The organism is Clostridium chromiireducens, assembly GCF_002029255.1.
In the GTDB taxonomy this organism is placed as follows: Bacteria; Bacillota; Clostridia; order Clostridiales; family Clostridiaceae; genus Clostridium; species Clostridium chromiireducens.
In genome coordinates, this window is record NZ_MZGT01000077.1 from 1 (window position 1) to 21028 (window position 21028).

Annotated in this window: 20 protein-coding genes and 1 pseudogene; 17 read left to right on the forward strand and 4 right to left on the reverse strand. The window is 29.2% G+C overall.

Going from position 1 to position 21028, the window contains the following annotated elements; translation table 11 throughout:
- Nucleotides 1-97 precede the first annotated feature (97 nt).
- From CLCHR_RS24985 to CLCHR_RS20280, 12 genes and pseudogenes are all read left to right on the forward strand, one after another.
- Nucleotides 98-268 (forward strand): hypothetical protein, encoded by a 171-nt coding sequence (locus tag CLCHR_RS24985; protein ID WP_169896859.1) that lies wholly within the window; start codon nucleotides 98-100, stop codon nucleotides 266-268.
- A 203-nt stretch (nucleotides 269-471) separates the two neighbouring features.
- Entirely contained in the window at nucleotides 472-1383 is a 912-nt protein-coding gene (locus CLCHR_RS20230) for a DMT family transporter (RefSeq protein ID WP_079441741.1), read from the forward strand.
- Between the two features lie 26 nt (nucleotides 1384-1409).
- Nucleotides 1410-2198 carry a YdcF family protein gene (locus CLCHR_RS20235; protein WP_079441723.1) on the forward strand — a complete coding sequence of 263 codons (789 nt, stop codon included), beginning with the start codon at nucleotides 1410-1412 and terminating at the stop codon, nucleotides 2196-2198.
- A gap of 168 nt (nucleotides 2199-2366) precedes the next feature.
- Nucleotides 2367-2933 carry a DUF5317 family protein gene (locus CLCHR_RS20240; protein ID WP_079441724.1) on the forward strand — a complete coding sequence of 189 codons (567 nt, stop codon included), beginning with the start codon at nucleotides 2367-2369 and terminating at the stop codon, nucleotides 2931-2933.
- Nucleotides 2921-3403: a hypothetical protein gene (locus CLCHR_RS20245; RefSeq protein WP_079441725.1), complete on the forward strand. Its 483-nt coding sequence runs from the start codon at nucleotides 2921-2923 to the stop codon at nucleotides 3401-3403. The genes CLCHR_RS20240 and CLCHR_RS20245 overlap by 13 nt, the downstream gene beginning before the upstream one ends.
- Entirely contained in the window at nucleotides 3378-4010 is a 633-nt protein-coding gene (locus CLCHR_RS20250; RefSeq protein WP_079441726.1) for an accessory gene regulator ArgB-like protein, read from the forward strand. Before CLCHR_RS20245 ends, CLCHR_RS20250 begins: the two co-directional genes overlap by 26 nt.
- Before the next feature lie 26 nt (nucleotides 4011-4036).
- Entirely contained in the window at nucleotides 4037-4162 is a 126-nt protein-coding gene (locus tag CLCHR_RS20255; protein ID WP_079441727.1) for a cyclic lactone autoinducer peptide, read from the forward strand.
- A 58-nt stretch (nucleotides 4163-4220) separates the two neighbouring features.
- Nucleotides 4221-5930 carry a bifunctional diguanylate cyclase/phosphohydrolase gene (locus tag CLCHR_RS20260; protein ID WP_079441728.1) on the forward strand — a complete coding sequence of 570 codons (1710 nt, stop codon included), beginning with the start codon at nucleotides 4221-4223 and terminating at the stop codon, nucleotides 5928-5930.
- Nucleotides 5931-6037: 107 nt separating this feature from the next.
- Nucleotides 6038-6853 (forward strand): alpha/beta fold hydrolase, encoded by an 816-nt coding sequence (locus CLCHR_RS20265; RefSeq protein ID WP_079441729.1) that lies wholly within the window; start codon nucleotides 6038-6040, stop codon nucleotides 6851-6853.
- Nucleotides 6854-7061: 208 nt separating this feature from the next.
- Nucleotides 7062-7210: pseudogene (locus tag CLCHR_RS25340) on the forward strand (helix-turn-helix transcriptional regulator); the annotation flags it as partial.
- A 77-nt stretch (nucleotides 7211-7287) separates the two neighbouring features.
- The gene (gene lepB / locus CLCHR_RS20275) at nucleotides 7288-7830 is read left to right on the forward strand and encodes a signal peptidase I (RefSeq protein WP_079441730.1); all 543 of its coding nucleotides are present in this window, start codon (nucleotides 7288-7290) and stop codon (nucleotides 7828-7830) included.
- A 423-nt stretch (nucleotides 7831-8253) separates the two neighbouring features.
- Entirely contained in the window at nucleotides 8254-8685 is a 432-nt protein-coding gene (locus CLCHR_RS20280; RefSeq protein ID WP_079441731.1) for a hypothetical protein, read from the forward strand.
- Nucleotides 8686-8734: 49 nt separating this feature from the next.
- Here CLCHR_RS20280 and CLCHR_RS20285 read toward each other — a convergent pair whose 3' ends face one another.
- Nucleotides 8735-9790, reverse strand: coding sequence for a galactose ABC transporter substrate-binding protein (locus CLCHR_RS20285; RefSeq protein WP_079441732.1), 1056 nt, complete (start codon nucleotides 9788-9790; stop codon nucleotides 8735-8737).
- 466 nt (nucleotides 9791-10256) lie between these two features.
- Between CLCHR_RS20285 and CLCHR_RS20290 the strand changes: the two genes are divergently transcribed.
- Entirely contained in the window at nucleotides 10257-11549 is a 1293-nt protein-coding gene (locus CLCHR_RS20290) for a hemolysin family protein (RefSeq protein ID WP_079441733.1), read from the forward strand.
- 166 nt (nucleotides 11550-11715) lie between these two features.
- Here CLCHR_RS20290 and CLCHR_RS20295 read toward each other — a convergent pair whose 3' ends face one another.
- Complete coding sequence (locus tag CLCHR_RS20295; RefSeq protein WP_079441734.1) at nucleotides 11716-12357, reverse strand: transmembrane-type terpene cyclase; 642 nt, start codon at nucleotides 12355-12357, stop codon at nucleotides 11716-11718.
- 278 nt (nucleotides 12358-12635) lie between these two features.
- On the opposite strand from CLCHR_RS20295, the gene CLCHR_RS20300 reads away from it, so the two are divergent.
- Nucleotides 12636-14132: an amino acid permease gene (locus CLCHR_RS20300; protein WP_079441735.1), complete on the forward strand. Its 1497-nt coding sequence runs from the start codon at nucleotides 12636-12638 to the stop codon at nucleotides 14130-14132.
- Nucleotides 14133-14220: 88 nt separating this feature from the next.
- Here CLCHR_RS20300 and CLCHR_RS20305 read toward each other — a convergent pair whose 3' ends face one another.
- Complete coding sequence (locus CLCHR_RS20305; protein ID WP_079441736.1) at nucleotides 14221-15126, reverse strand: AraC family transcriptional regulator; 906 nt, start codon at nucleotides 15124-15126, stop codon at nucleotides 14221-14223.
- Nucleotides 15127-15322: 196 nt separating this feature from the next.
- Here CLCHR_RS20305 and fabF point away from each other — a divergent pair, with 196 nt between their 5' ends.
- The 3 genes from fabF (at nucleotide 15323) to helD (ending at nucleotide 19645) form a co-directional block, all read left to right on the forward strand.
- Nucleotides 15323-16558: a beta-ketoacyl-ACP synthase II gene (gene fabF, locus CLCHR_RS20310; protein ID WP_079441737.1), complete on the forward strand. Its 1236-nt coding sequence runs from the start codon at nucleotides 15323-15325 to the stop codon at nucleotides 16556-16558.
- Nucleotides 16559-16964: 406 nt separating this feature from the next.
- The gene (locus CLCHR_RS20315; protein ID WP_079441738.1) at nucleotides 16965-17231 is read left to right on the forward strand and encodes a DUF2087 domain-containing protein; all 267 of its coding nucleotides are present in this window, start codon (nucleotides 16965-16967) and stop codon (nucleotides 17229-17231) included.
- Between the two features lie 143 nt (nucleotides 17232-17374).
- The gene (gene helD / locus CLCHR_RS20320) at nucleotides 17375-19645 is read left to right on the forward strand and encodes an RNA polymerase recycling motor HelD (protein ID WP_079441739.1); all 2271 of its coding nucleotides are present in this window, start codon (nucleotides 17375-17377) and stop codon (nucleotides 19643-19645) included.
- Between the two features lie 224 nt (nucleotides 19646-19869).
- On the opposite strand, the gene CLCHR_RS20325 is transcribed toward helD, so the two are convergent.
- A complete protein-coding gene (locus tag CLCHR_RS20325; RefSeq protein ID WP_079441740.1) occupies nucleotides 19870-20667 on the reverse strand; it encodes a CPBP family intramembrane glutamic endopeptidase in 798 nt (265 codons plus the stop codon).
- Nucleotides 20668-21028 lie beyond the last annotated feature (361 nt).

The window sequence follows — 21028 nt, forward strand, 5'->3', positions numbered from 1 at the left end:
ATGATAGAATGATAGTATAAAGATAGAAATAATATAAAACTAAAATTATTATAATTTTAATGAAAAAGATGATATATATAGAAAGGAGAGTTCAGAGATGGGAAATATAATAAAAATTAATATGTATGCAGAAAAGAGAAAAGAGATTAGTAAGCAAATAAATATAAAAAAAATTGAAGAAAATATTTTACACTATAATGAGTGGTTAAAAAATAACCATAGAGAGGATAAAATTGAAAGCTATGAAAATTTCTTGCGAGCTAAATAATTATTTTTAAGAGGTAGATTATACTTTAGTGTTTAATCTACCTTTTTTATTTTACTTAAAATATTTAAGTAAAATAAAAAAATATCTTTAACTGTCTATTAGCATAGATTATATTTAAAGATAAAATGAGTAAATATACATAAAACATGGTATAATTTATTAATTGATGCAAAATAGGAAAAGAAAAGAGAGTGACAATAATAGTGAAGACTAAAGGAAGAGGAACGGGAATAATATTGATTTTAATAGGATCTATGCTTTGGGGGATTTCTGGTACAGTTGCGCAATACTTGTTCCAGAAAAGTGGATTTAGTCCAGAATGGCTAGTGGATATTAGATTGCTGATATCTGGAATAATACTATTAATTTATGCATTTATAAAGAGCAATAGAGCAGTGCTAGAAGTTTGGAAATCGAAATATGACTGCTTAAACATTTTGATGTTTGGAATTATGGGAATGCTAAGCGTTCAATACACGTATTTTGCTGCTATTAAATATGGAAATGCGGCAACTGCGACCATTCTGCAGTATCTATCTCCTGTAATAATCACTATATATATTTCAATTAAAACTAGGAAACGTCCAAGTATTCAAGAAATTTTGGGAATTATTTTGGCTATGCTGGGCACGTTTTTGATAATAACCAAAGGAAATGTTAGTAGTATTTCAATATCTAAATTAGCATTATTTTGGGGAATAAGTTCAGCATTTGCAGCAGCTTTTTATACGGTTCAACCTAAATACCTACTTAATAAATTTGGTTCTACAATCACTGTAGCATGGGGAATGCTAATCGGAGGAATAGCGTTCAGTTTTATACATAAACCATGGGATTTTATCGGTGAATGGTCCATAGAATCGGTATTAGCTGTTATTTTTGTTGTGCTATTTGGAACGTTAATTGCCTTTTATTGCTATTTAGAAAGCCTAAAGTACGTTAAACCAACAGAGGCAAGTGTATTATCATCTGCTGAGCCTTTATCAGCAGCTTTTTTATCGGTCATATGGCTTAACGTACCGCTTGGAATATCACAATGGATAGGAACATTATGTATTATAGTTACAATTATAATTTTATCTTTCATAAATAAATCCAATGGAGAACAAAATTAATATAACTTAAACAGGAGTGACTAGTAATGGAAAATGTGAAAATTCAATATTGTATAAACCAAATATCAGAATTTCTTGCTGCTAGAGATATTGGTAGATTAGATATTAATGAGCTAGAAAATAAATTTGGTATTAATAAGGTCGATATATTAGTTCTGCTTGGAAACTCAATTCCGTATACAATCAAATGCGCTGTTAAAGCATATGAAGATAAATTATGTGATAAAATTTTAATAAACGGTGGTATAGGACATTCAACTGAAATTTTAAGAAATGAAATAAGAAAAGATGATATATATAAATTTATTAGTGTAGAGAATAAAGCTGAAGCGGATATGATTTTTGAAATCATGACTAAGGTTTATAAAATTGATTCAGAGAAAATAATTGTGGAAAATAAATCAATAAATTGTGGTGATAATGCTAAAAAAGCTGTGGAATTATTAGAAGAATTAAATATTGAATATAGTTCGCTGCTTTTAGTTCAAGATCCAACTATGCAGCTTAGAACTTATGCGTCATTTTTAAAGTATGTTAATCCAGAGAAAGTGAAATTAAGAAATTACGCACCGTTCATTCCAAGTATTGATGAAAATTTTAAATTAAGAAATGTCGATATAAATGGGATATGGGATGAACAAAGATATTTTCAACTTATAATGGGAGAAATACCAAGACTAAAAGATGATGAAAATGGATATGGTCCTAACGGTAAAAGTTTTATTGCACATGTGGATATTCCAAGTGAAATCGAAGAGAGTTATTATTTACTAAAATCAATGATTTCAAATGAGGATTTTTATAGTAGGTGCTAATTTAATTCAATTAGAACTAATTAACTATAAGAATAATGTGGAAAAGTAGGAAAATTAATATTATAATGTATATTATGTGATGTTATACAGTTTATGCGCTGTAAGATATATAAATGGTGATTAGTACTATATATATTTGAGAGCTGCGCGTTCAATTGGGGGGGGAATATGCTAGAAACAATATTACTTGCGTTTTTGGTTGCAAAGATTAATGGATATGAAATAAGTCAATTATTTAAATCTTGGACTATTTATCCTTTGCTTATATTCCAAATAATTTATTTGATTGAACAAGTCATTATTTTCTCAGGTAACTATGAGTTTGTTGGATTTATAAGGAACCTTGAGCCTATTTATTTATGTCTCCATTTACTATTAGTATTTAAATACGAAATATATACTAGCTCAATAATAGGGGCAGGGTTTGTGCTTTTAGGTGGATTCTTGAATGAGATTACAATGAAAGCTAATGGTGGATTTATGCCAGCTTATCCGACATTGTCGTATCTAACAGGATATGTGAAACCAGAGACATTTAGTTTAGTAAATGATATTCATATATTAGGAGATTCGCAAGCTAAATTGAAGATATTAACTGATTACATAGATTTAGGATACAGTATTCTTAGTATTGGTGATGTGTTTATTAGGATGTTTGTATTTATTATAATATATTTCTCTATAAAAAAAATTAATAATTTGACATCAAAGGGGGAAATGCAATGTTACAATTAACAGTATTGGAGTTTACAATAAGAACGATACCGGAAGCACTTGTATATATATTTGCAGCATATGTATTTTCTAATAAAAAACTAGATGTAAATAAGTACTTAATTAGCAGTTTTTTATTAGCAATAGGCACATTTTTGGTTAGAATGCTTCCAATAAACTATGGAGTACATACGATACTAGCTATTATTATACAAATTGTAATTTTAATTTTTATTAATAAAATAGAGATTATTTCAGCGATAAAATCATCAATAACGACAACTATATGCTTATTCGTAATTGAATTATTGAATTTATTGGCATTAAATTTTATATTTAAAGAACAATTACAGGCAATAATGTCAAATCCACCGCTAAAGATAATATATGGATTACCCTCGCTTATTGGATTTATATTTATTGTTCTTAGTTATTATTATTTTAAGAAAAAAGGAAAAAATAAAAATGCTAAAAATCGAATATATAAGTGAAAAAATTTCAAATAATATCGCTCAAGAGTTAAAATTAGATGATGACAAAAAATCTGTAATAAATTATGGAATCTTTACTTTTATCCAAATGGTAATTTGTATAGTACTTGTTATAATATTTGGAATCATTTTTCATGTTGTCGCTGAAGCACTAATAGTATCATTTACAATAAGTATATTAAGAAAGAGTTCAGGAGGAGTTCATGCGAGTTCTCCTGGAAGATGTGCAATTATAGGAACTGTTACTGGAGTTGGCATGGGATTAATGTCAAAATATATAAATATTAGTTTTAGTTTAGTTATTATGATTGGATGTATTATATTTACATGGTCATATTATATAGTACGTAAATTGGCACCGGTGGATAGCTTAGCAAAACCCATTAAGAGTCTAAAAAAAAGAACTAGATTAAAAAAGAGATCTATGATGATTTTAAGTGTTTATCTAATTATTATAATAGTTGAAATTGTATATTATTATTTTATCAGAAATAAGAATATACTAGTATATTCCGTATGTATCTATATGGGAATGACATGGCAAGTTTTTTCTTTAACTAAATATGGACATTCGGTAATGAAAAAATTAGATAAACTCTTTAAATAATATTAATTTAAAAGGAGGTATTAGAAATGAAAAAGAAAATTTTAATGACTGTAGCAACATTAGCCACTATATTTGCATCAATAGTAGCTACTTCCGCTTGTGTTTTTTCATCTTATCAACCAGTGGAACCAAAATGTCTAGAAGATGAATAGTATGTAGAGAATGGGGCTGATTTATCAGTCTCATCGTAATTATTATGAGGTATAATATATGAAAAACGTAAAGAATAATAGGCAAAGACAAATAAACGATATAGTATCCATAGTGAAATTATCTTCACTTTTACTTATAGGAATAATTTTTTGTAAGGAATTCGCTGAAAATGGTAGTCTAATATTATATTCTACTCATTCGTACTACACTCTATCAGTTTTGTTTGTACCATTGCTTATATTAATTTTAATTTATTGTGGATGGTCTTTTTCTACAAAAAATAGTTATGAAGATATACCTAATAAAATTGAAATTAGTCTATTTATTGTATTATTTTCTTTGGTCACATTTATTTGTGGTGTCAACCAAAGTGAATATAAATTGTTATTCCTATTTATTATAATAACAACAACCATTCAATCTGGAATGAAACAAGGGTTTATAGTTTCAGGTGTTTCATCAATAATTGTTTTATCTATGGATATACTTATGCAACCTAATGCAGTTATAAATGTTAATTTTGAAAATGATTTAATTTTAGCAGGAGTTTTTATTTTAACAGCTTGGCCTTTAGGGTTCTATGTAAAAGTCGAAGGAGAACACATTAAAAAGCTTGAAGAATTAATTAATGTTGATGGTCTTACTGAATTGTATAACCACAGATATTTTTATGATACGTTACTAGAGAAAATTAAGATTGGAAAAAGGGATGATAAACCAGTATCCATGATTTTTATAGATATAGATTATTTTAAGCAGTATAATGATACTCACGGACATCAAAAAGGTGATTACATTCTTAAAAAGATAGGTGGGATTATTAAGTCTGCTGTAAGAAAAGATGATATCGCTGCAAGGTATGGCGGTGAGGAATTTGCAATAGTATTGCCTAATACTGACGAAGGACAGGCAATGGACATAGCAGAAAAATTAAGGAAAGAAATAGAAGTTACATATTTTGAAGGTGAAGAAAATCAACCTGGAGGTAAGATTACAGCATCAATTGGGGTATCTATTTATCCAGATAAAGCAAAAAATGATATAGAGTTAATAAAAAGTGCAGATGATGCATTATACAGAGCAAAGTTTTTTAATAAAAATAGAGTTGAAGCTTACACATCAATTTTAGATGAAATTAAGAAAAATATAGATGAAAAAGATATTGAGCTTGTAGCATCAATAAAAACATTAATTAGCGTTATAAATGCAAAGGATAAATATACCTATGGACATATAGAAAGAGTAGTTGTGTATAGCAGAATGATGGTTGAAAAGCTTAAATTAAATGAAAAGGATAGTAAGATTTTAATTTATGGTGCTTATATGCATGATATTGGGAAAATTAATATTAGTAAAGATATATTACTGAAAAAGATGAAGCTCACAGATTTGGAATGGGAAGAATTAAAGCAGCATCCAGAGAATGGAGTGGAAATTATAAAATCAGTAGAATCGCTCCAAGATATTATTCCTCTTATATTAAGTCACCACGAGAGATATGATGGGAACGGATATCCAAATAATTTAAAAGGTGAAGAGATACCATATCTTGCTAGAGTTCTTACGGTAATAGATAGTTTTGATGCCATGACTTCAAATAGGCCATATAACAATAGGAAGACTTATGAAGAAGGTATACTAGAAATTGAACAATGCATTGGAACACAATTTGATCCGGAAATTGCAAGGATTTTTATTGAAGTAATTAAGAGTAATGAAGGCGTTTCCTTTTATGAAAGTATTAAAATGAATGAAATGAAAATATAATTGGAGCCAAATATTCGCAAAAACCATAGAAAGTGTAAAACTGATTCACTTATTGCATCTGAAAGAATAAGCTATTAAGGAAAAGTTTATTATTTGGAGGAATTTTTATGGGTTACTACGTTAAAGTGGAACCAGATGTGAAAATCTATGTAGAGGATCTTAATGAAGAGGGCGAGAAGACCATTGTATTTTTACATGGATGGCCAGGCAGTCATAAATTGTTTGAATATCAATTTAATGTGTTGCCTAAGATGGGCTTTCGATGTATTGGCATAGATCAAAGGGGATTTGGAGATTCAGATAAACCTTTCAATGGATATGACTACGATAGATTATCCGATGATGTGAGAAAAGTTATTGAGGTACTTAATCTAGATGAATTTACATTGGTAGGGCATTCAACAGGTGGCGCAATTGCTGTAAGGTATATGGCTAGGCATAAAGAACACGGAGTTTCAAAGCTAGTCCTTTGTGCAGCTGCAGCACCAAGTCTTATTCGGCGGCCAAACTTTCCTTACGGATTACCAAAAGAATCAGTAATAGATATTATTAAAGGGACCTACTCGGATAGACCTAAAATGCTTAAGGGATTTGGTGATATCTTTTTCTATAAACATATAAGCGAAGCATTTTCAGAATGGTTCTTTCAATTAGGATTACAGGCAGCAGGTTGGTCTACTGCTGAAACTGCAAATACTTGGTTAGGTGAGGAAATGTTATTTTCGGATCTTGAAAAAATAACTGTACCGACATTAATCCTTCATGGCATTCATGATCAAGTTTGCCTTTTTCAGTTAGCCGAGGCTCAAAAACAAAGAATAAGTAATTCAAAACTTATACCATTTAATGAGAGTGGACATGGATTATTTTATGATGAAAAAGAAAAGTTTAATAAGGTTCTTGCGCAATTTGTTAATTTATAGGTCATATATTCATATGGAGAGAGACGATAATGAAATATATTGCAATAAGAGAATGAGGCGAATTAGATAAAAAGATAAAGCAGGCTACAGGATAGTCTGCTTTATTATTTTGACAAGTATATTTGACAAAGTTGAAATTTTTTACTACCATTATCTATATGATAGGAGTTGGAAAAATGAATAAAGAGGAGATATTAGAAAGGAATAAAACCAGGGGGAATTGGCAGAAATGGTTAATGCATCTCGTCAAACCATAAGCTCCATCGAAACATGACAATTTTGCCTAGTGAAAAGTTAGCATTACTACGTTGCATAGCCTTGGATAAAAAATATGAGGAACTTTTTTATTTTGAATAAGCTTTAAGTGTAAATTTTATTTTTGGATTAAGGAAAAAATATTGAAATATAAGTTGAAGATTGAGGAGTGATTTTTTTTGGAAGAAAATATTGAATTTAAAGAAAATGAAACAAAGAGGAGTAATTTTTTTAAAGAGTGGGTAGTTCCTATATTTACTGCTTTAGTAATAGTATATTTATTAAGGCAATTTGTATTTTTTAATGTATATGTTCCTACTGGTTCAATGATTCCAACTATAAATAAAGATGATAAAGTAGTAGTTACTAGGATACATAATATGGCTAACCTTCAAAGGGGAGATATAATTGTATTTTATTCTGATGAATTAGCTGAAACATTGGTAAAGCGATTAATAGGATTGCCAGGGGATAAGATAGAAATAAAAAATGGTGAAGTATATGTAAATGGTGAAAAGGTTCAAGAGGATTATGTTAAAAACAAAGATAAATACAATGGTAAATTTGAGGTGCCAGAAGGAAAATACTTTTTCCTAGGTGATAATAGACCAGTATCTAAAGATGCTAGATATTGGGAAGATCATTATATAGACAGTTCTAAAATAGAGGGAAAAGCACAATTTGTATTTTATCCTTTTAAAGATTTTGGAAAACTGAAATAGTAAAGAACTAGAACTGTACTCGAGAAATTAATTTATTAGACGTAGCTTAGAAATAAAGCTACGTCTTTATTTAAAAGAAATTAGAGGAATAGAGATTAATGCCGATTCTTTAATATGTTTTACTAATGTCAGAGTAATTATTCCAATACAAAGTATATTTTGATCAATCAAATAAAAATTATAAAATATATAGATTATTTTGTCGTATTATGTTATTATTTATTCATACAAAATAACAAATCCCAAGTATCTTAAGACTCATAATCTCATATCATAGTACAGCCATTTAGTTGGCTGTACTTTTTTGTTGATGCAAAAAAGTTTCAAATATTATTTATTAAAATAAATAATTATTAAGGAGTAGCTTTTAAGGTTATTGTTTCATATTATTTAATATAAATTAAGAAGGAAAGGTATTCTATAATGCTAGATACAATTTTAAAGCCTATACAAAAGGTGCTATCAACTAGATTAGAGAAAACTAAATTAAAAAAAGAATTATTAAAACATCCGAATTATACTGCAAAAGCTAAAGAAATCTGGGATATGATTGATGAAGATTTTGGAATTACTAATACAATAGAAAATGTATTAAAACTAAAGGTTGATAAATTTGATAAAACATTAAAGGAAAAATTCCCTGAGTTAACACAGAAGGATATTTCTGAATTGAAAGAAAGCATAATCGGAGAGTTAAGCGCAGGAAAAGATGCAGTTATGGGTCAAGTATATGGTATTAAAAAATTACAAGATATAAATTCAATTCTGAAAGAAGAAAATGAAAAACTTAAGGAACAGCTATCAAAACTAAAAGAAGCACTTCCTTTAAGTAACAATAGTAATGAAAAACAATAGAGTTTATAAAAAAACATTTAAGAGCAGCTATTATGGCGGCTCTTTCATATTATTTTGATGAATATTCATAATAAGGCATTTCGATTACAACTCCAGTGTCATTAAAGGTGTAGTTTGTGTTAGCAAGTGGATTATTATTGTTAACTAAATTTACACCAATCTTGTAAAGAGCTTCAGCCATAGCAGGTGCATCTTGAACAACAGTGCCTAGCATAATTCCTCTTTTAATTAAATCTTTAGCTCCAGGTATAGCGTTGGCGCCAACAACAGGAATTGTCTTGGAGGGATCTCCTAGGTTATAGCCGTATTTCTGTAGAGCTTCAATAGCGCCAATAGCCATTGTATCATCATTTGCAATAATTGATTCTATTTGATTACTATATCGCAAGAATATTTGTTCAAAATCATTTTTTGTAGAATCCTTACTCCCTGTTGAGTTTACTATAGCGACTTCACGGGTTTTTATACCGGCTTCATTGAGCGCTGAAATGGAATATTGAGTACGTGCATTTGTTAATGTATTATTGTTTCTATTTTTTATCATTACATATTGAAGGATATTATCTTTGTTTTTATCTATACTTGCTTTGTTATTATTCCAATCATTTACTAGAATCTTTCCTTGTAAAATACCAGATTGTGCTGCATTAGTTGCAATTACAAGTGCTTTTGGATAGGATTTAATTGATTCAGTAGATAGTGGCGATATATTAAATAAAATTACTGGAATATTTTTTTGTTTAACTTTATTAATAAGTGAATCAACATTATTTGCGCTAATATCAACCAAGTTTGCTAAAAGTAAATCAAAATCAGTTTCAAATATTGAACTCATAGTCTCATTTTGAATATCTTGGTCTCCTTTACCATCAAAGAAAATGAAATCAATAGTACCTTTGTTTTCATCTTGAATTTTTTTTAAATTTTGCTGGACTATAGATATATAATCATCATTAAAGGAAGAGAGAAGGACGACTACTCTAATCGTTCTTCCAGGAACATTTTGTGCACTTGTACATATACTGTTTTTAGTACTACCTATAAATGTGATTAATAACAAGATTAAAATAATAATTAGTGTTAAGTTTTTCTTCAATGTTTTCATTGTAATCCTCCACTGAACCTGTACTATAATTTTAATGATTATTTTTATATTGTCTTTTCATATGAATTTTATTCTAATAAATTTATATGAAGAGCTGAAAGTAATTTGAAAAATTAAGATTATTAAGGTAATGTACAGAAAGTTAACATAAAATTTTTTTGTTCAAGTTAAAATTCAGGTTAATTTATTTAATAAACCTATATTACATATATTTACAAAGGAAATTGCGTGTAATATATAGAATATTTTAATGATTAAGATAAGTATTTTAAGAAATATTAAAACCTTAATTTTTAGTAATATATATGGAAAGATGTAAATTAATTAAGGTCTGTAAAATAAAATATAATTATTTATGTTTTATTTTAAAGTTTAGTAAATAATATGTGGTATAATAGTATTTATTATTTAAGATGGTATTAAGTAGTACATACTTACAACAACTTAGGAGGGAAACTATCAATATATGATTATTATAATAAATATTATCATTGTAATTTTATTAGTATTTATGAATGGTTTTTTTGTAGCAACAGAATTTGCAATGGTAAAAGTAAGAAAATCGAGGATAGAAACATTAGCTCTTGAAGGAAATAAAAACGCAAGACATGCTTTAAGAGTTGTTAAAGATTTAAATTCATATTTGTCAGCGTGTCAGTTAGGAATAACATTAGCATCTTTAGGCTTAGGTTGGGTAGGAGAGCCGGCAATTTCTAAAATGTTAATGCCATTATTTAATTTACTTAATTTATCCGATAGCACAATTCATTCGATTTCATTTGTTTTAGGATTTTCAATTATAACAGGATTACATATAGTTCTTGGTGAATTAGTACCTAAATCACTGGCGATAATAAGTTCTGAGAAAATAGCTCTTTATACAGCTTTTCCGCTTATAGCATTTTATAAAATTACTTACCCGATAATGTGGACTTTTAACCATAGCACGGAAGTTGTATTAAAATTATTTGGTTTTTCTCAAGTTGATGAACATGATGCAGCCCATACGGATGAAGAAATAAAGCTTTTAGTAGAAGATAGCTATAAACATGGATTAATAGACCAAACTGAGTTAACTTTTGTTGATAATATATTTGATTTTTCGGAGAAAACCGTAAGAGAAATAATGATTCCACGTACTGATATGGCATGTGTTTTTATTGAGGATTCTTTCGATGAAATTATTAAATTTGTCTTAGAAGAACAATTAACTAGATATCCAGTATGCCGAGACAGTAAAGATAATGTTATTGGTTTTATCCATATCAAGGACTTATTTAAACTTAAGATTGAAGGTAGTGAAAATATAGAAGGAATTATTAGAGAGATAAAGTTTGTTCCGGAATCATTATCAATTAGTGAATTATTTAAGACTTTTAAAGAAGAAAAATCACAAATGGCAATAATTATTGATGAATTTGGAGGCACATCAGGACTTGCGACTTCTGAGGATATATTAGAAGAAATTGTTGGAGAGATTCAAGATGAATTTGATGACGATGGAGAAGAAGATATAAGAGAAAATGAAAATGGAAGCTTTGTTGTTGATGGAAAAGTTCAAATTGGAGATGTTAATGAATTGCTAGAGACAGATATTGAAGATGAAAACATAGATACCATTGGAGGTTGGGTTTATTTTCAATTAGGATCATATCCTAAAGTAAAAGAGAAAGTTACTTATAAGGAGTTTGATTTTATCATATTAAAATGTGATAGAAAAAGAATAAGCAAGATATTGATAAAAAAAGCAAATGAGTAATAATTCTTATAAAAAGTAAATAATACTATGAAATCCCTTTATTTGGTATGTTACCGCTAATAAAGGGATTTTTTTATGAAATTAAGACAATGTTAATTGTAAAAAGTGAATATATTGTGTACTTGGGTAAGAAATGATGAAAATAGCTTAGTTATTTCAAATTCTCTTAATACCTTATTATATTTTGTTTCGATATATTTGCAGATTTTTTTACACTACTTAAGAAGTACATATATATGAGATCAAAGAGTGAACAGAATATACCAAGTGCTAGTACTAGTTTACTTCCGTAAATAATACCGTACAATACTGTTGGAGCTAAGGTACCAATCCATTTGTTTATAGCAATAATTAAATTTTGGCCTTTTGAATCTGTTCTATGAACAAGCATATTTATAAACAAAATGGACATTATAAGGTTTTGAATGAAAACGGAATAAACTTCTCCTAAAGATTTAAATTCTATTATGAAGAAATATTGAATAACAAACGCCATTATAAACATAATTATAGTCCAAGGCATAAAATACTCTGTACTAGTTTGTTTGGGAAAATATCTTTTACCATATAATAAATAAGTGCAAAGAATAAAGAAATCTAGAAATAACCACACAAATACAACTAATGTCTCAGTATTTATGGTATTAGTTTTTAGAGCAATATAAGACTGAATTGATTCCCAAGAAAAATTCAGAGCTAATGCAATAAATGGCATTCCATAAGTTTTTTCCTTAAAACCCAAATAGATTAATTCGAGGTAAGCTATTGTCCAACAAATTCCGGTTATTAGTAGAAGAGAGAATACCATGAGAAATTTCCTCCTTATGATTTTTTGTTACAATTTCAAAAGTTCTGTAATTGTGAGACTTTAATATACAATATTCATGATCAATAAAAACTAGACTTATAATTGATTAAATTGAGAACTTATTATTGTTCTAAATATAAGAAGGTGTATTGTTATAATTGCATACGGGGAGATTCTTGTATGTATTTCTAAATTTGAGGAATAATATTCTAGAAGTTATTCTAGACATTACAGTAAAGAATTTATATTATGTATGTCTTGAAACGGAGGAGAATATTATGGATAAAGAACATAAGGGATTATCTGCGTGGCAGCTTACAATGATGGCACTAGGAACTGTAATAGGGGGATCATTTTTCTTGGGAGCAGCAGTAGCAATTCATGCTGCAGGACCGTCTATTTTGATTTCATATATACTGGGAGGAGTGTTAGTTTATTTTATACTTTACGCTTTATCAGAAATGACTGTTGCAAACCCAGATTCTGGATCGTTTAGAACTTTTGCAGCACAAAGTTTTGGTCCAGGAGCTGGCTTTGTTGTTGGCTGGGTGTATTGGACTGGAATGGTCTTAGCAATGTCTAGTGAAGCTACAGCTGTATCAATATTAGTCAGGGAATTCGTTCCCAATGTATCTATATCATTACTTGGTGGTAGCGTTATAATTGGCGTTACTCTTCTTAACTTATTAGGAGCTGATAAGCTAAGTAAGCTAGAAAGCGGTCTTGCCGCAGTAAAATTGCTTGCAATAATATCATTCATGATTATAGCAATATGTTTGATTGTAGGGCTGATTCCAGGAACATCTGCTATAGGTGTAGGGGAACTTAGCAGAGAACCTTTCATTCCAGGAGGTATAAGAAGTATTGCAGGTAGTATGTTAATAGTAATATTTTCATATGCAGGGTTTGAAATAATTGGGTTGGCAGCTTCGGAAGCTAAGAATCCAAAAGAAACAATACCTAAAGCGATTAATTATACAGTGGTATGTCTTGTAGGGTTTTATATTCTGTCAGTTTTTCTTCTACTTCCGCTGATACCTACAGCTATGCTCAGCGAAGAAGTAAGTCCTATGGTAGCTGCCCTTAATAGATGGGGAATGGGATGGGCCAGTACAGCAATTAACTTAGTGCTTATTACGGCTATACTGTCTACTATGCTTGCAGCAATGTTTGGACTTGGAAGAATGATACGATCACTTACAGATGAAGGGCATGCCCCTAAATGGTTGAAGGATACTAGCGATGTGCCTTATAAAGGTATATTATTTTCTGGATTTTGTATGTTGGTTGGATTAGGAACAGGTTTATTATTTCCAAGAATTTATTTGTTTCTATTAAGTTCTGGTGGATTCGCGTTACTTTTTACTTATGCAGCAATAATGGCAACCCATATAAGGTTCAGAAAAAGAAATGGATGCCCTCCAGAGGGGAAGTGTCAAATGCCTGGGTACCCATATACGTCATGGATTGGGCTTATCAGCATGATTGTTGTTATTTTCAGTATGCCATTTATTTCTGGGCAGTCATCTGGGCTTATAGCAGGATTAATAATGGTTGCTGTATACTCGTTAATTTATATGGGATTTGGACTAGTAAAGGATCCTAAAAGGAGTAATGTAGTTACAAGTAGAGCACGTAATAAAATTTATAAATCAAGATTGTCAACGGAATTTTCTAATGAATTGACTCCAACGGCAAATGAAGAGAAAAAAGATTCTAGGAGTTGTAGTCAAAATTTAAAATGCAATACTAGTAAAAAATCAATGAAGAAATGATAAATAAGAAAAAGACTATCACTTTATAAGAGAGTAATAGTCCTTTTCTTATTTGCAGACACAATTGTTGTTTGAAATTTCTTGAAATTTAATAATGTTTATTAGCACAAATTTGAATATCTTTTATGGGTTGATATACATAAAGTTCGCAATAATTATCTTTTGATACAGAGCTGTCAATATATTCAAATCTAAAAGTATCAGCAAACTCATATCCTGAATTAAAAATCCATTTTCTATATAATTGAACAAGTAAACGGCCTAAATGTCTTCCATTAAGGTCATCTGGACGAAAGAAGCCGACAAAGCGAAATACTACATACTTATGAGCAGGGATAGAAATACTTGTCATTCCTTCAGGAATATTAGTTAAGTCCGAGACTTGGGAACTAGGAATATAGTATATAAATCTATCACTGTTCCAGTCTGTAAAACCAAAATACTCATTAGGATTAATTATATTTTTGATTTTGTTTTTATAATTGTAAAAGAAATCTCGACCATAGGCATTGGCGCTTTTATCGCCAGATTTACTAAGTATTTTATGTTTAATACCGATTAGATTAAATTTTTGCTTAAAAACAAAGTGTGGTGTATAAGTAACAGAATCACCAACAGATAAAATATCATTTGTATTGATTTTCTCTTTAAGAATTAGGCTTAATGAGGTCTTATCAGATCTTATTTTTAAAGGTGTACATCCAAAACACTTTTTAAAAGCCCTTATATAAGATTGCTCATAATCAAAGCCATAATTTAAAGCAATATCTATAATTCTCATATTAGTGTTTATAAGTTCACTAATACTAGAAGTTAACTTTCGACCTTGTACATATTCGATTATAGACTCTCCAGTCAAAGATTTGAAAATTCTATGCAAATAATATTTCGATAGACCGGTATAAAGAGATATATCATCTAAAGATAGTTTATTATAAAGATTTTCCTCAATGTATTCCACAGTTTCAATAATAGTTTCTTTTAAGTCTTTCATAATTTAACACCTTTTCTCACAAATAGTTATCATATTAAAAAGCAATATCTGTTCATTTTAATAAAAAGTTTCCATTAAAATTATATTGAAAGGCGATATTTATTCATTTCAATATATTATATCTATTATGACAATCAAAGTAAATACTATGAAAAAATTTAAAAAATATACTATTATGTAAAATAGGAGGATTTAAATGAAAAGAAGAGTAGTTATCACAGGCATGGGAGCTGTTACATCTCTGGGGATAGGTGCAGATAAACTTTGGCAATCAATTAAAGAAGGAAAATGTGGAATTAGTAAAATTGAGAGAATTGATGTATCAGATTTACCTGCCAAAGTCGCATCTGAAGTAAAAGATTTTAATCCAGAAGATTTTATTGAAAAAAAAGAAAGTAGAAGAATGGATAGGTTTGCGCAATTTGCTTTGACAGCAGCTCAAATGGCCGTGGCAGATTCAAAACTTGATCTATATAAAATAAATAAAGAGAGGCTTGGAGTAATAATTGGAAGTGGTACTGGTGGAATTGAAACTTTAGAAAACCAGTGTGCAGAATTTCAGGAAAAAGGATATCGCAGAGTGAGCCCATTTTTGGTTCCTATGATGATATGCAATATGGCTTCAGGACTTGTTGCAATAAAATTTGGAGCAAAGGGATATAATGAGTGTTCTGTAACTGCATGTGCTTCATCTACAAATTCAATTGGAGATGCGTTTAAAGTAATCCAAAGGGATGATGCAGATATAATGATAGCTGGAGGTGCAGAAGCCTGCATTACAAGACTAACTATAGCAGGTTTTTGTTCAAGTAAGGCAATGACAACAAATTCTGATCCAGAGATGGCATGCAGACCATTTGATATTGATAGAAATGGATTTATCTTAGGAGAAGGTTCAGGAGTATTAATTCTTGAAGAGCTTGAACATGCTTTAAGCAGAGGAGCTAATATAATAGCCGAGGTGGTTGGATATGGTTGTACAAACGATGCTTTCCATATAACTGCACCAGCTGAAGGGGGAGAAGGAGCTGCAAGATGTATGGAAATAGCTATCAAGGATGCTGGTATAATGCCATCTGAAATTGGATATATAAATGCACATGGAACTTCGACTAAGGCAAATGATAAGAATGAAACTGCTGCTGTGAAATCAGTCTTCGGTGAGTATGCTTATGAAATGCCAATGAGCTCAACAAAATCAATGACAGGTCATTTATTAGGTGCGGCAGGAGCTGTTGAGGCAATTATAACAGCCTTAGCGCTTAGGGATGGTTTTCTGCCTCCGACAATAAATTATAAGAATCCAGATCCTGAATGTGATTTGAATTATATACCTAATGAAGGCAAAGATTCTAATATTAATTATGCTTTAAGTAATTCTTTTGGATTTGGAGGACATAATGCGTCATTAGTTTTAAAAGCATTTAAATAAATATGTGTTTTAAGCACTATTGTAATAGATTTTATGTGGACTGCAGATATAGGAGTAAAGAATTAAAAGCGAAGGTAAATAATATTAAGTATAAAAAGGAATGACTTGCTTAGGAGTAAGCCATTCCTTTTTCGTGCCATCATGGATAGCAACTTGATGTTGAAAATCTGCTTTAGGGCCTGATAGTTAGAATCTCAAGTCAATAACAAGGGAGATAGTTAGAAAGAATATGAATGAGGCTGGTGATCTAGGACATATAAATTTATTAAATAAAACGTTGATTAAGTGTGAGTGTTTATTAAATATATAAACATATATTATTTTGTTTATAAAAATAATAGACATGAAATGAAAATACACATATAATGAATATTAGAAAGAATCATTAAATAAGGAGCGGTTTAATATGACAACAATTGAGAGATTTTTAGATGATAAGGGAATTATTAAGGTTTGGCCAGCAAAGAGGGAGGTGAAGATGAAAATATTGGAGTATCTAAGCACAAAGTTTGAATATGATGTTATTTACAGTGAAAAAGAAATAAATAGAATTATTGACACCTGGCACAGTTTTAATGATTATTTTTTGCTCAGAAGAGGTATGATAGATTACAAGTTTTTATATAGAACTAAAGATGGAGCGAAATATTGGAGAGAAAAAAAGAGTAGCTAAGAATGATTGGTAAAATAATAAAAAACTTATTATGTTGAGGATTAATTCAAGATATTGTGATATAATACCTAATTATAGAAATTTATCCGAGAAAGGAAAAGTATAATGAATTTTCTGTATATCATTATATAGTGTGTGCTGATATGGATAGAAGTTTGAAAGAGGAAAGAGAAACCTTACTACAAAAGAAAAACATAATAATGCAGGAACTAAAGGAAAAGAAAATAAAAGTAGAAGAAGTAGAAAGAAAACTCAGCACTTTAAATAAAGAAGTTAAAGGAGGCTATAGTGAAGAAAAGCAGGCTAACGAAAGAATATTTAGTCATTTAGCCCAGGATATTGAAAAGTATGAGGAATCACTAAGTGAGCCTTATTTTGGAAGAGTAGACTTTAGAGAAAAAAAAGGCTTTACTGAAAGCATCTATATTGGAAAGAAGGGTATAAATAATAGTAAAGACGGGGAAGAAGTTATAGTTGACTGGAGGGCACCAGTTGCTGATCTTTATTATAGCGGAACTGGCGGAGAAGCTTATTATAAAGCTCCTAAGGGGATAATTGAGGGACATTTAGAATTGAAAAGAAAATTTCTATATAAGAATAATGATATAGAAAGGTTATTTGATGAAGGCATAAATGAAATTATAATAAATGAAGAAGAGGGTCAAAATTTAGTTGATGAATTCTTAAAGATTAATTTAGAGGAAAATAGGGGAAAAAAACTAAAGGAAGTTGTTGCAACAATTCAACGCGAGCAAAACGAAATAATAAGGTGGCCTAAAAACATTCCTATAATAGTTCAGGGATCTGCAGGTTCAGGGAAGACTACAATTGCATTACATAGATTGGCATATCTTATTTATAGATATAAGGAAAGTATGAGTGGGGATGAGATTTTAGTTTTAGCCCCAAATAAATTATTTCTAAGTTATATTTCAGATATCTTACCTAGCCTTGGAGCAGAGGAAGTAAATCAAAGTACCTTTGAGGAAATGGTATTATCAAAGTTGAAATTAAAAGGGAAAATGTATAATAAAGATGAAAAATTATTAAAGATAATAGAAGAGCAGGATAATCATCTTAAAAAACTTATAGTGAACTCTAGTAAGGTTAAAGGTACTATGTTATTTAAAACAATGTTAGATAGGTATATTTCATTAGTTGAAAAAAATACAGTTCATATAAATGACATTAAAGTTGGAAATGAGATTTTATTTGATAAAAAAGAAATAACAAGGCTGTACATTAAGGATCTAAAACCTTATCCAATAAATAAAAGAAAAAACGAAATAAAGAGATATTTGAACTTAAAAATTAAAGATAGAATATCAAGTTTGTTAATAGAAATAGATGATAAATGGGAAAAGAGAATAAGAGAAGTAAGAAGAGAAATGAAAGATTCTGAGGAAAGAAGAAAGCTTCTCATAGGTCTATATGAAGAAAGAGATAAAGTTAAAGAAGAGGTTAAAAACAATAGTAAGAAAGAATTTAATAACTACTTTAAAGAGTGGAAAGATGTGGATTCAAAAGATATTTATCATAATTTTTATAATGATGATTTGTTTGAAACAGCCACTGGTAACAAAATTCCTAAAATATTGGCAGACTATATGCGGGAAGAATTCAATTTTAACTTTCAAAATAAAATAATTGATGAGGATGATTTACCTGCACTAGCGTATATACGGATTTTGCTTGAAGGAGTAGAGGAAGATGAGAAATTTAAATATATAGTAGTAGATGAAGCACAAGATTATAGTCCGTTTCAGGTATATTTAGTTAATTGTTTTTCTAAAGGAAATGGTTTGACATTAGTTGGAGATTTAGCACAAGGAATATACTATTATAAAGGTTTAAAGACATGGGATGATATAACAGAACAAGTTTTTGAAGGTAATGCTACTTACATTCAATTAACTCAAAGTTATAGGTCTACTGTTGAAATAATTGATTTCGCACAAAAAACTTTGAAGGCTCAGAATTTAGGTCTTAAAGACGCGAAGCCAGTTTTAAGACATGGTGAAAAGCCTAAAATAGTAAAAATAGGCAGTGATAATGATTGCGTTCAGGCTATAGAACAAATCATTAGTGATGTTCAAAACTACGGAAAAAGAACAATAGCAATAATTACTAAAGATATTTCACAAGGGGAAGGAATATATAACATTCTAAATAAAAAAAGTAAATATAATTTTGAATTGATTTTTGGTAAAGAAAAAGAGATAGCGGAAGACTTGATTATAATTCCGTCTTATCTAACAAAAGGATTAGAATTTGATTGTACAATAATAATGAATCCAAGCATGGATAATTACAAAGAAAACACATTGGATGAAAGATTGCTATATGTATCATTAACAAGAGCGTTGCACTTAGAATATATAATTGAAAAAGATGAAGTTACAACATTAATTTAGAAAAAAGAATAGCTTACTAGGGTGTAATAAGCCATTCTTTTAACGGTTAATAAATTATTAAATGAAGGAAACATTAATGAAAAATGTTCATAGTTTTATTATAATGTTATTTTGTGACAGAATTGTGGCATCATAGGAATAATGAAAAAAGTTTATTATATGTTGCCATATAATAAACTTTTTTCTGTGTACATGTATAACAATAATATTAACTAGTGAAAAAGTTATGCTGATGAAATCTTTAATAATCTTCTATGGGCGTAAACTGCAAATATGCTTAGGAAAATAACTCCAAACAAACATTGACCATTTATAAGGAGTGTCCTGCCGAGAATTAACCCGTTTGAAGCATTTCTATAAGTATCTCCAAGGACAGCTATATTTACATTGTTCCATAGCGTGTGCATAATGCTTGGTAGTATTACGTTTGCTGATAATGTAAAAAGATGCGTGAAAGCATAATTGATTACCCAAATTGCTATAGTTTGGAGCAATATATATAGTATAAATTTTCTTTTATTATAATGTAAATTTAATATGATTATGGCAGGAAGCTTATATAATATGAGAATCAATCCCATTATTAAATTGGCAGTCCTTAAATTATATCTATTGATAAGTCTAGGCAGCAAATATCCTCTCCATCCATATTCTTCGAGTAAGCCGACTACAAAAAATACAATAGAAATTAAAATTAGTTTGAATATATTAATAGATGCATAATACAAATCTTGTGATAATACACCACATTTAATAAGTATAGCAGAAGAAGCACAAAGAAATATTATTATCAATGGGTAGAAAACTGCAAACATTAAGCTTTTAAAGGAGACTTTATAAATAAAAGGCTTCAATAAAACCTTTATTGAGGCAGATTCTATTAAATTTGAAATTATCGCAGCAAAAGCTGGAATCATGGAAATAAATAATAGTGCTCCAATAAATTCTTCGGATAATAACACTATACTTATGAAATAAGATAAAGAAAAAGTAATTAATAAGAATATTTTTTCATATTTCATTTTTTTGATTCCTTTCAGTTAGTATAATGTAATATCGTTAAATAAATATAGCTATAAAATAATGTAGTTATGTTTGAATTTTTTAAAGAATTATTACTATTTCTAATCTACCAGAAAATTCATAAAAGATAAAGATTAAATAACTCACTTACTTAAAAGTTTTATTAAGGATTCATTAGTTAAATATGTTATTTTTATTTTGCTGAAAATGTGAGGTATATATTAATACGAAAAGGTATATACTGTGTAGATACCCCATTCAACTAATACTTAATTTCCTTATTTTATTATTATAGGTGGACTTCCACCTATTTTTTTAGAATTATATAAATGAGAAATTTGATTTTTATAAATATAGATT

Coding starts and splice junctions, on each gene's coding strand:
- CLCHR_RS20265 (WP_079441729.1), top strand. CDS start 6,038: ATGGGTTACTACGTTAAAGTGGAACCAGATGTGAAAATCTATGTAGAG.
- CLCHR_RS20260 (WP_079441728.1), top strand. CDS start 4,221: ATGAAAAACGTAAAGAATAATAGGCAAAGACAAATAAACGATATAGTA.
- CLCHR_RS20315 (WP_079441738.1), top strand. CDS start 16,965: ATGACAACAATTGAGAGATTTTTAGATGATAAGGGAATTATTAAGGTT.
- fabF (WP_079441737.1), top strand. CDS start 15,323: ATGAAAAGAAGAGTAGTTATCACAGGCATGGGAGCTGTTACATCTCTG.
- CLCHR_RS20290 (WP_079441733.1), top strand. CDS start 10,257: ATGATTATTATAATAAATATTATCATTGTAATTTTATTAGTATTTATG.
- CLCHR_RS20325 (WP_079441740.1), bottom strand. CDS start 20,667: ATGAAATATGAAAAAATATTCTTATTAATTACTTTTTCTTTATCTTAT.
- CLCHR_RS20300 (WP_079441735.1), top strand. CDS start 12,636: ATGGATAAAGAACATAAGGGATTATCTGCGTGGCAGCTTACAATGATG.
- helD (WP_079441739.1), top strand. CDS start 17,375: ATGGATAGAAGTTTGAAAGAGGAAAGAGAAACCTTACTACAAAAGAAA.
- CLCHR_RS20305 (WP_079441736.1), bottom strand. CDS start 15,126: ATGAAAGACTTAAAAGAAACTATTATTGAAACTGTGGAATACATTGAG.
- CLCHR_RS20245 (WP_079441725.1), top strand. CDS start 2,921: ATGTTACAATTAACAGTATTGGAGTTTACAATAAGAACGATACCGGAA.
- CLCHR_RS20280 (WP_079441731.1), top strand. CDS start 8,254: ATGCTAGATACAATTTTAAAGCCTATACAAAAGGTGCTATCAACTAGA.
- CLCHR_RS20235 (WP_079441723.1), top strand. CDS start 1,410: ATGGAAAATGTGAAAATTCAATATTGTATAAACCAAATATCAGAATTT.
- CLCHR_RS20240 (WP_079441724.1), top strand. CDS start 2,367: ATGCTAGAAACAATATTACTTGCGTTTTTGGTTGCAAAGATTAATGGA.
- CLCHR_RS20295 (WP_079441734.1), bottom strand. CDS start 12,357: ATGGTATTCTCTCTTCTACTAATAACCGGAATTTGTTGGACAATAGCT.
- CLCHR_RS20285 (WP_079441732.1), bottom strand. CDS start 9,790: ATGAAAACATTGAAGAAAAACTTAACACTAATTATTATTTTAATCTTG.
- CLCHR_RS20255 (WP_079441727.1), top strand. CDS start 4,037: ATGAAAAAGAAAATTTTAATGACTGTAGCAACATTAGCCACTATATTT.
- CLCHR_RS20250 (WP_079441726.1), top strand. CDS start 3,378: ATGCTAAAAATCGAATATATAAGTGAAAAAATTTCAAATAATATCGCT.
- CLCHR_RS24985 (WP_169896859.1), top strand. CDS start 98: ATGGGAAATATAATAAAAATTAATATGTATGCAGAAAAGAGAAAAGAG.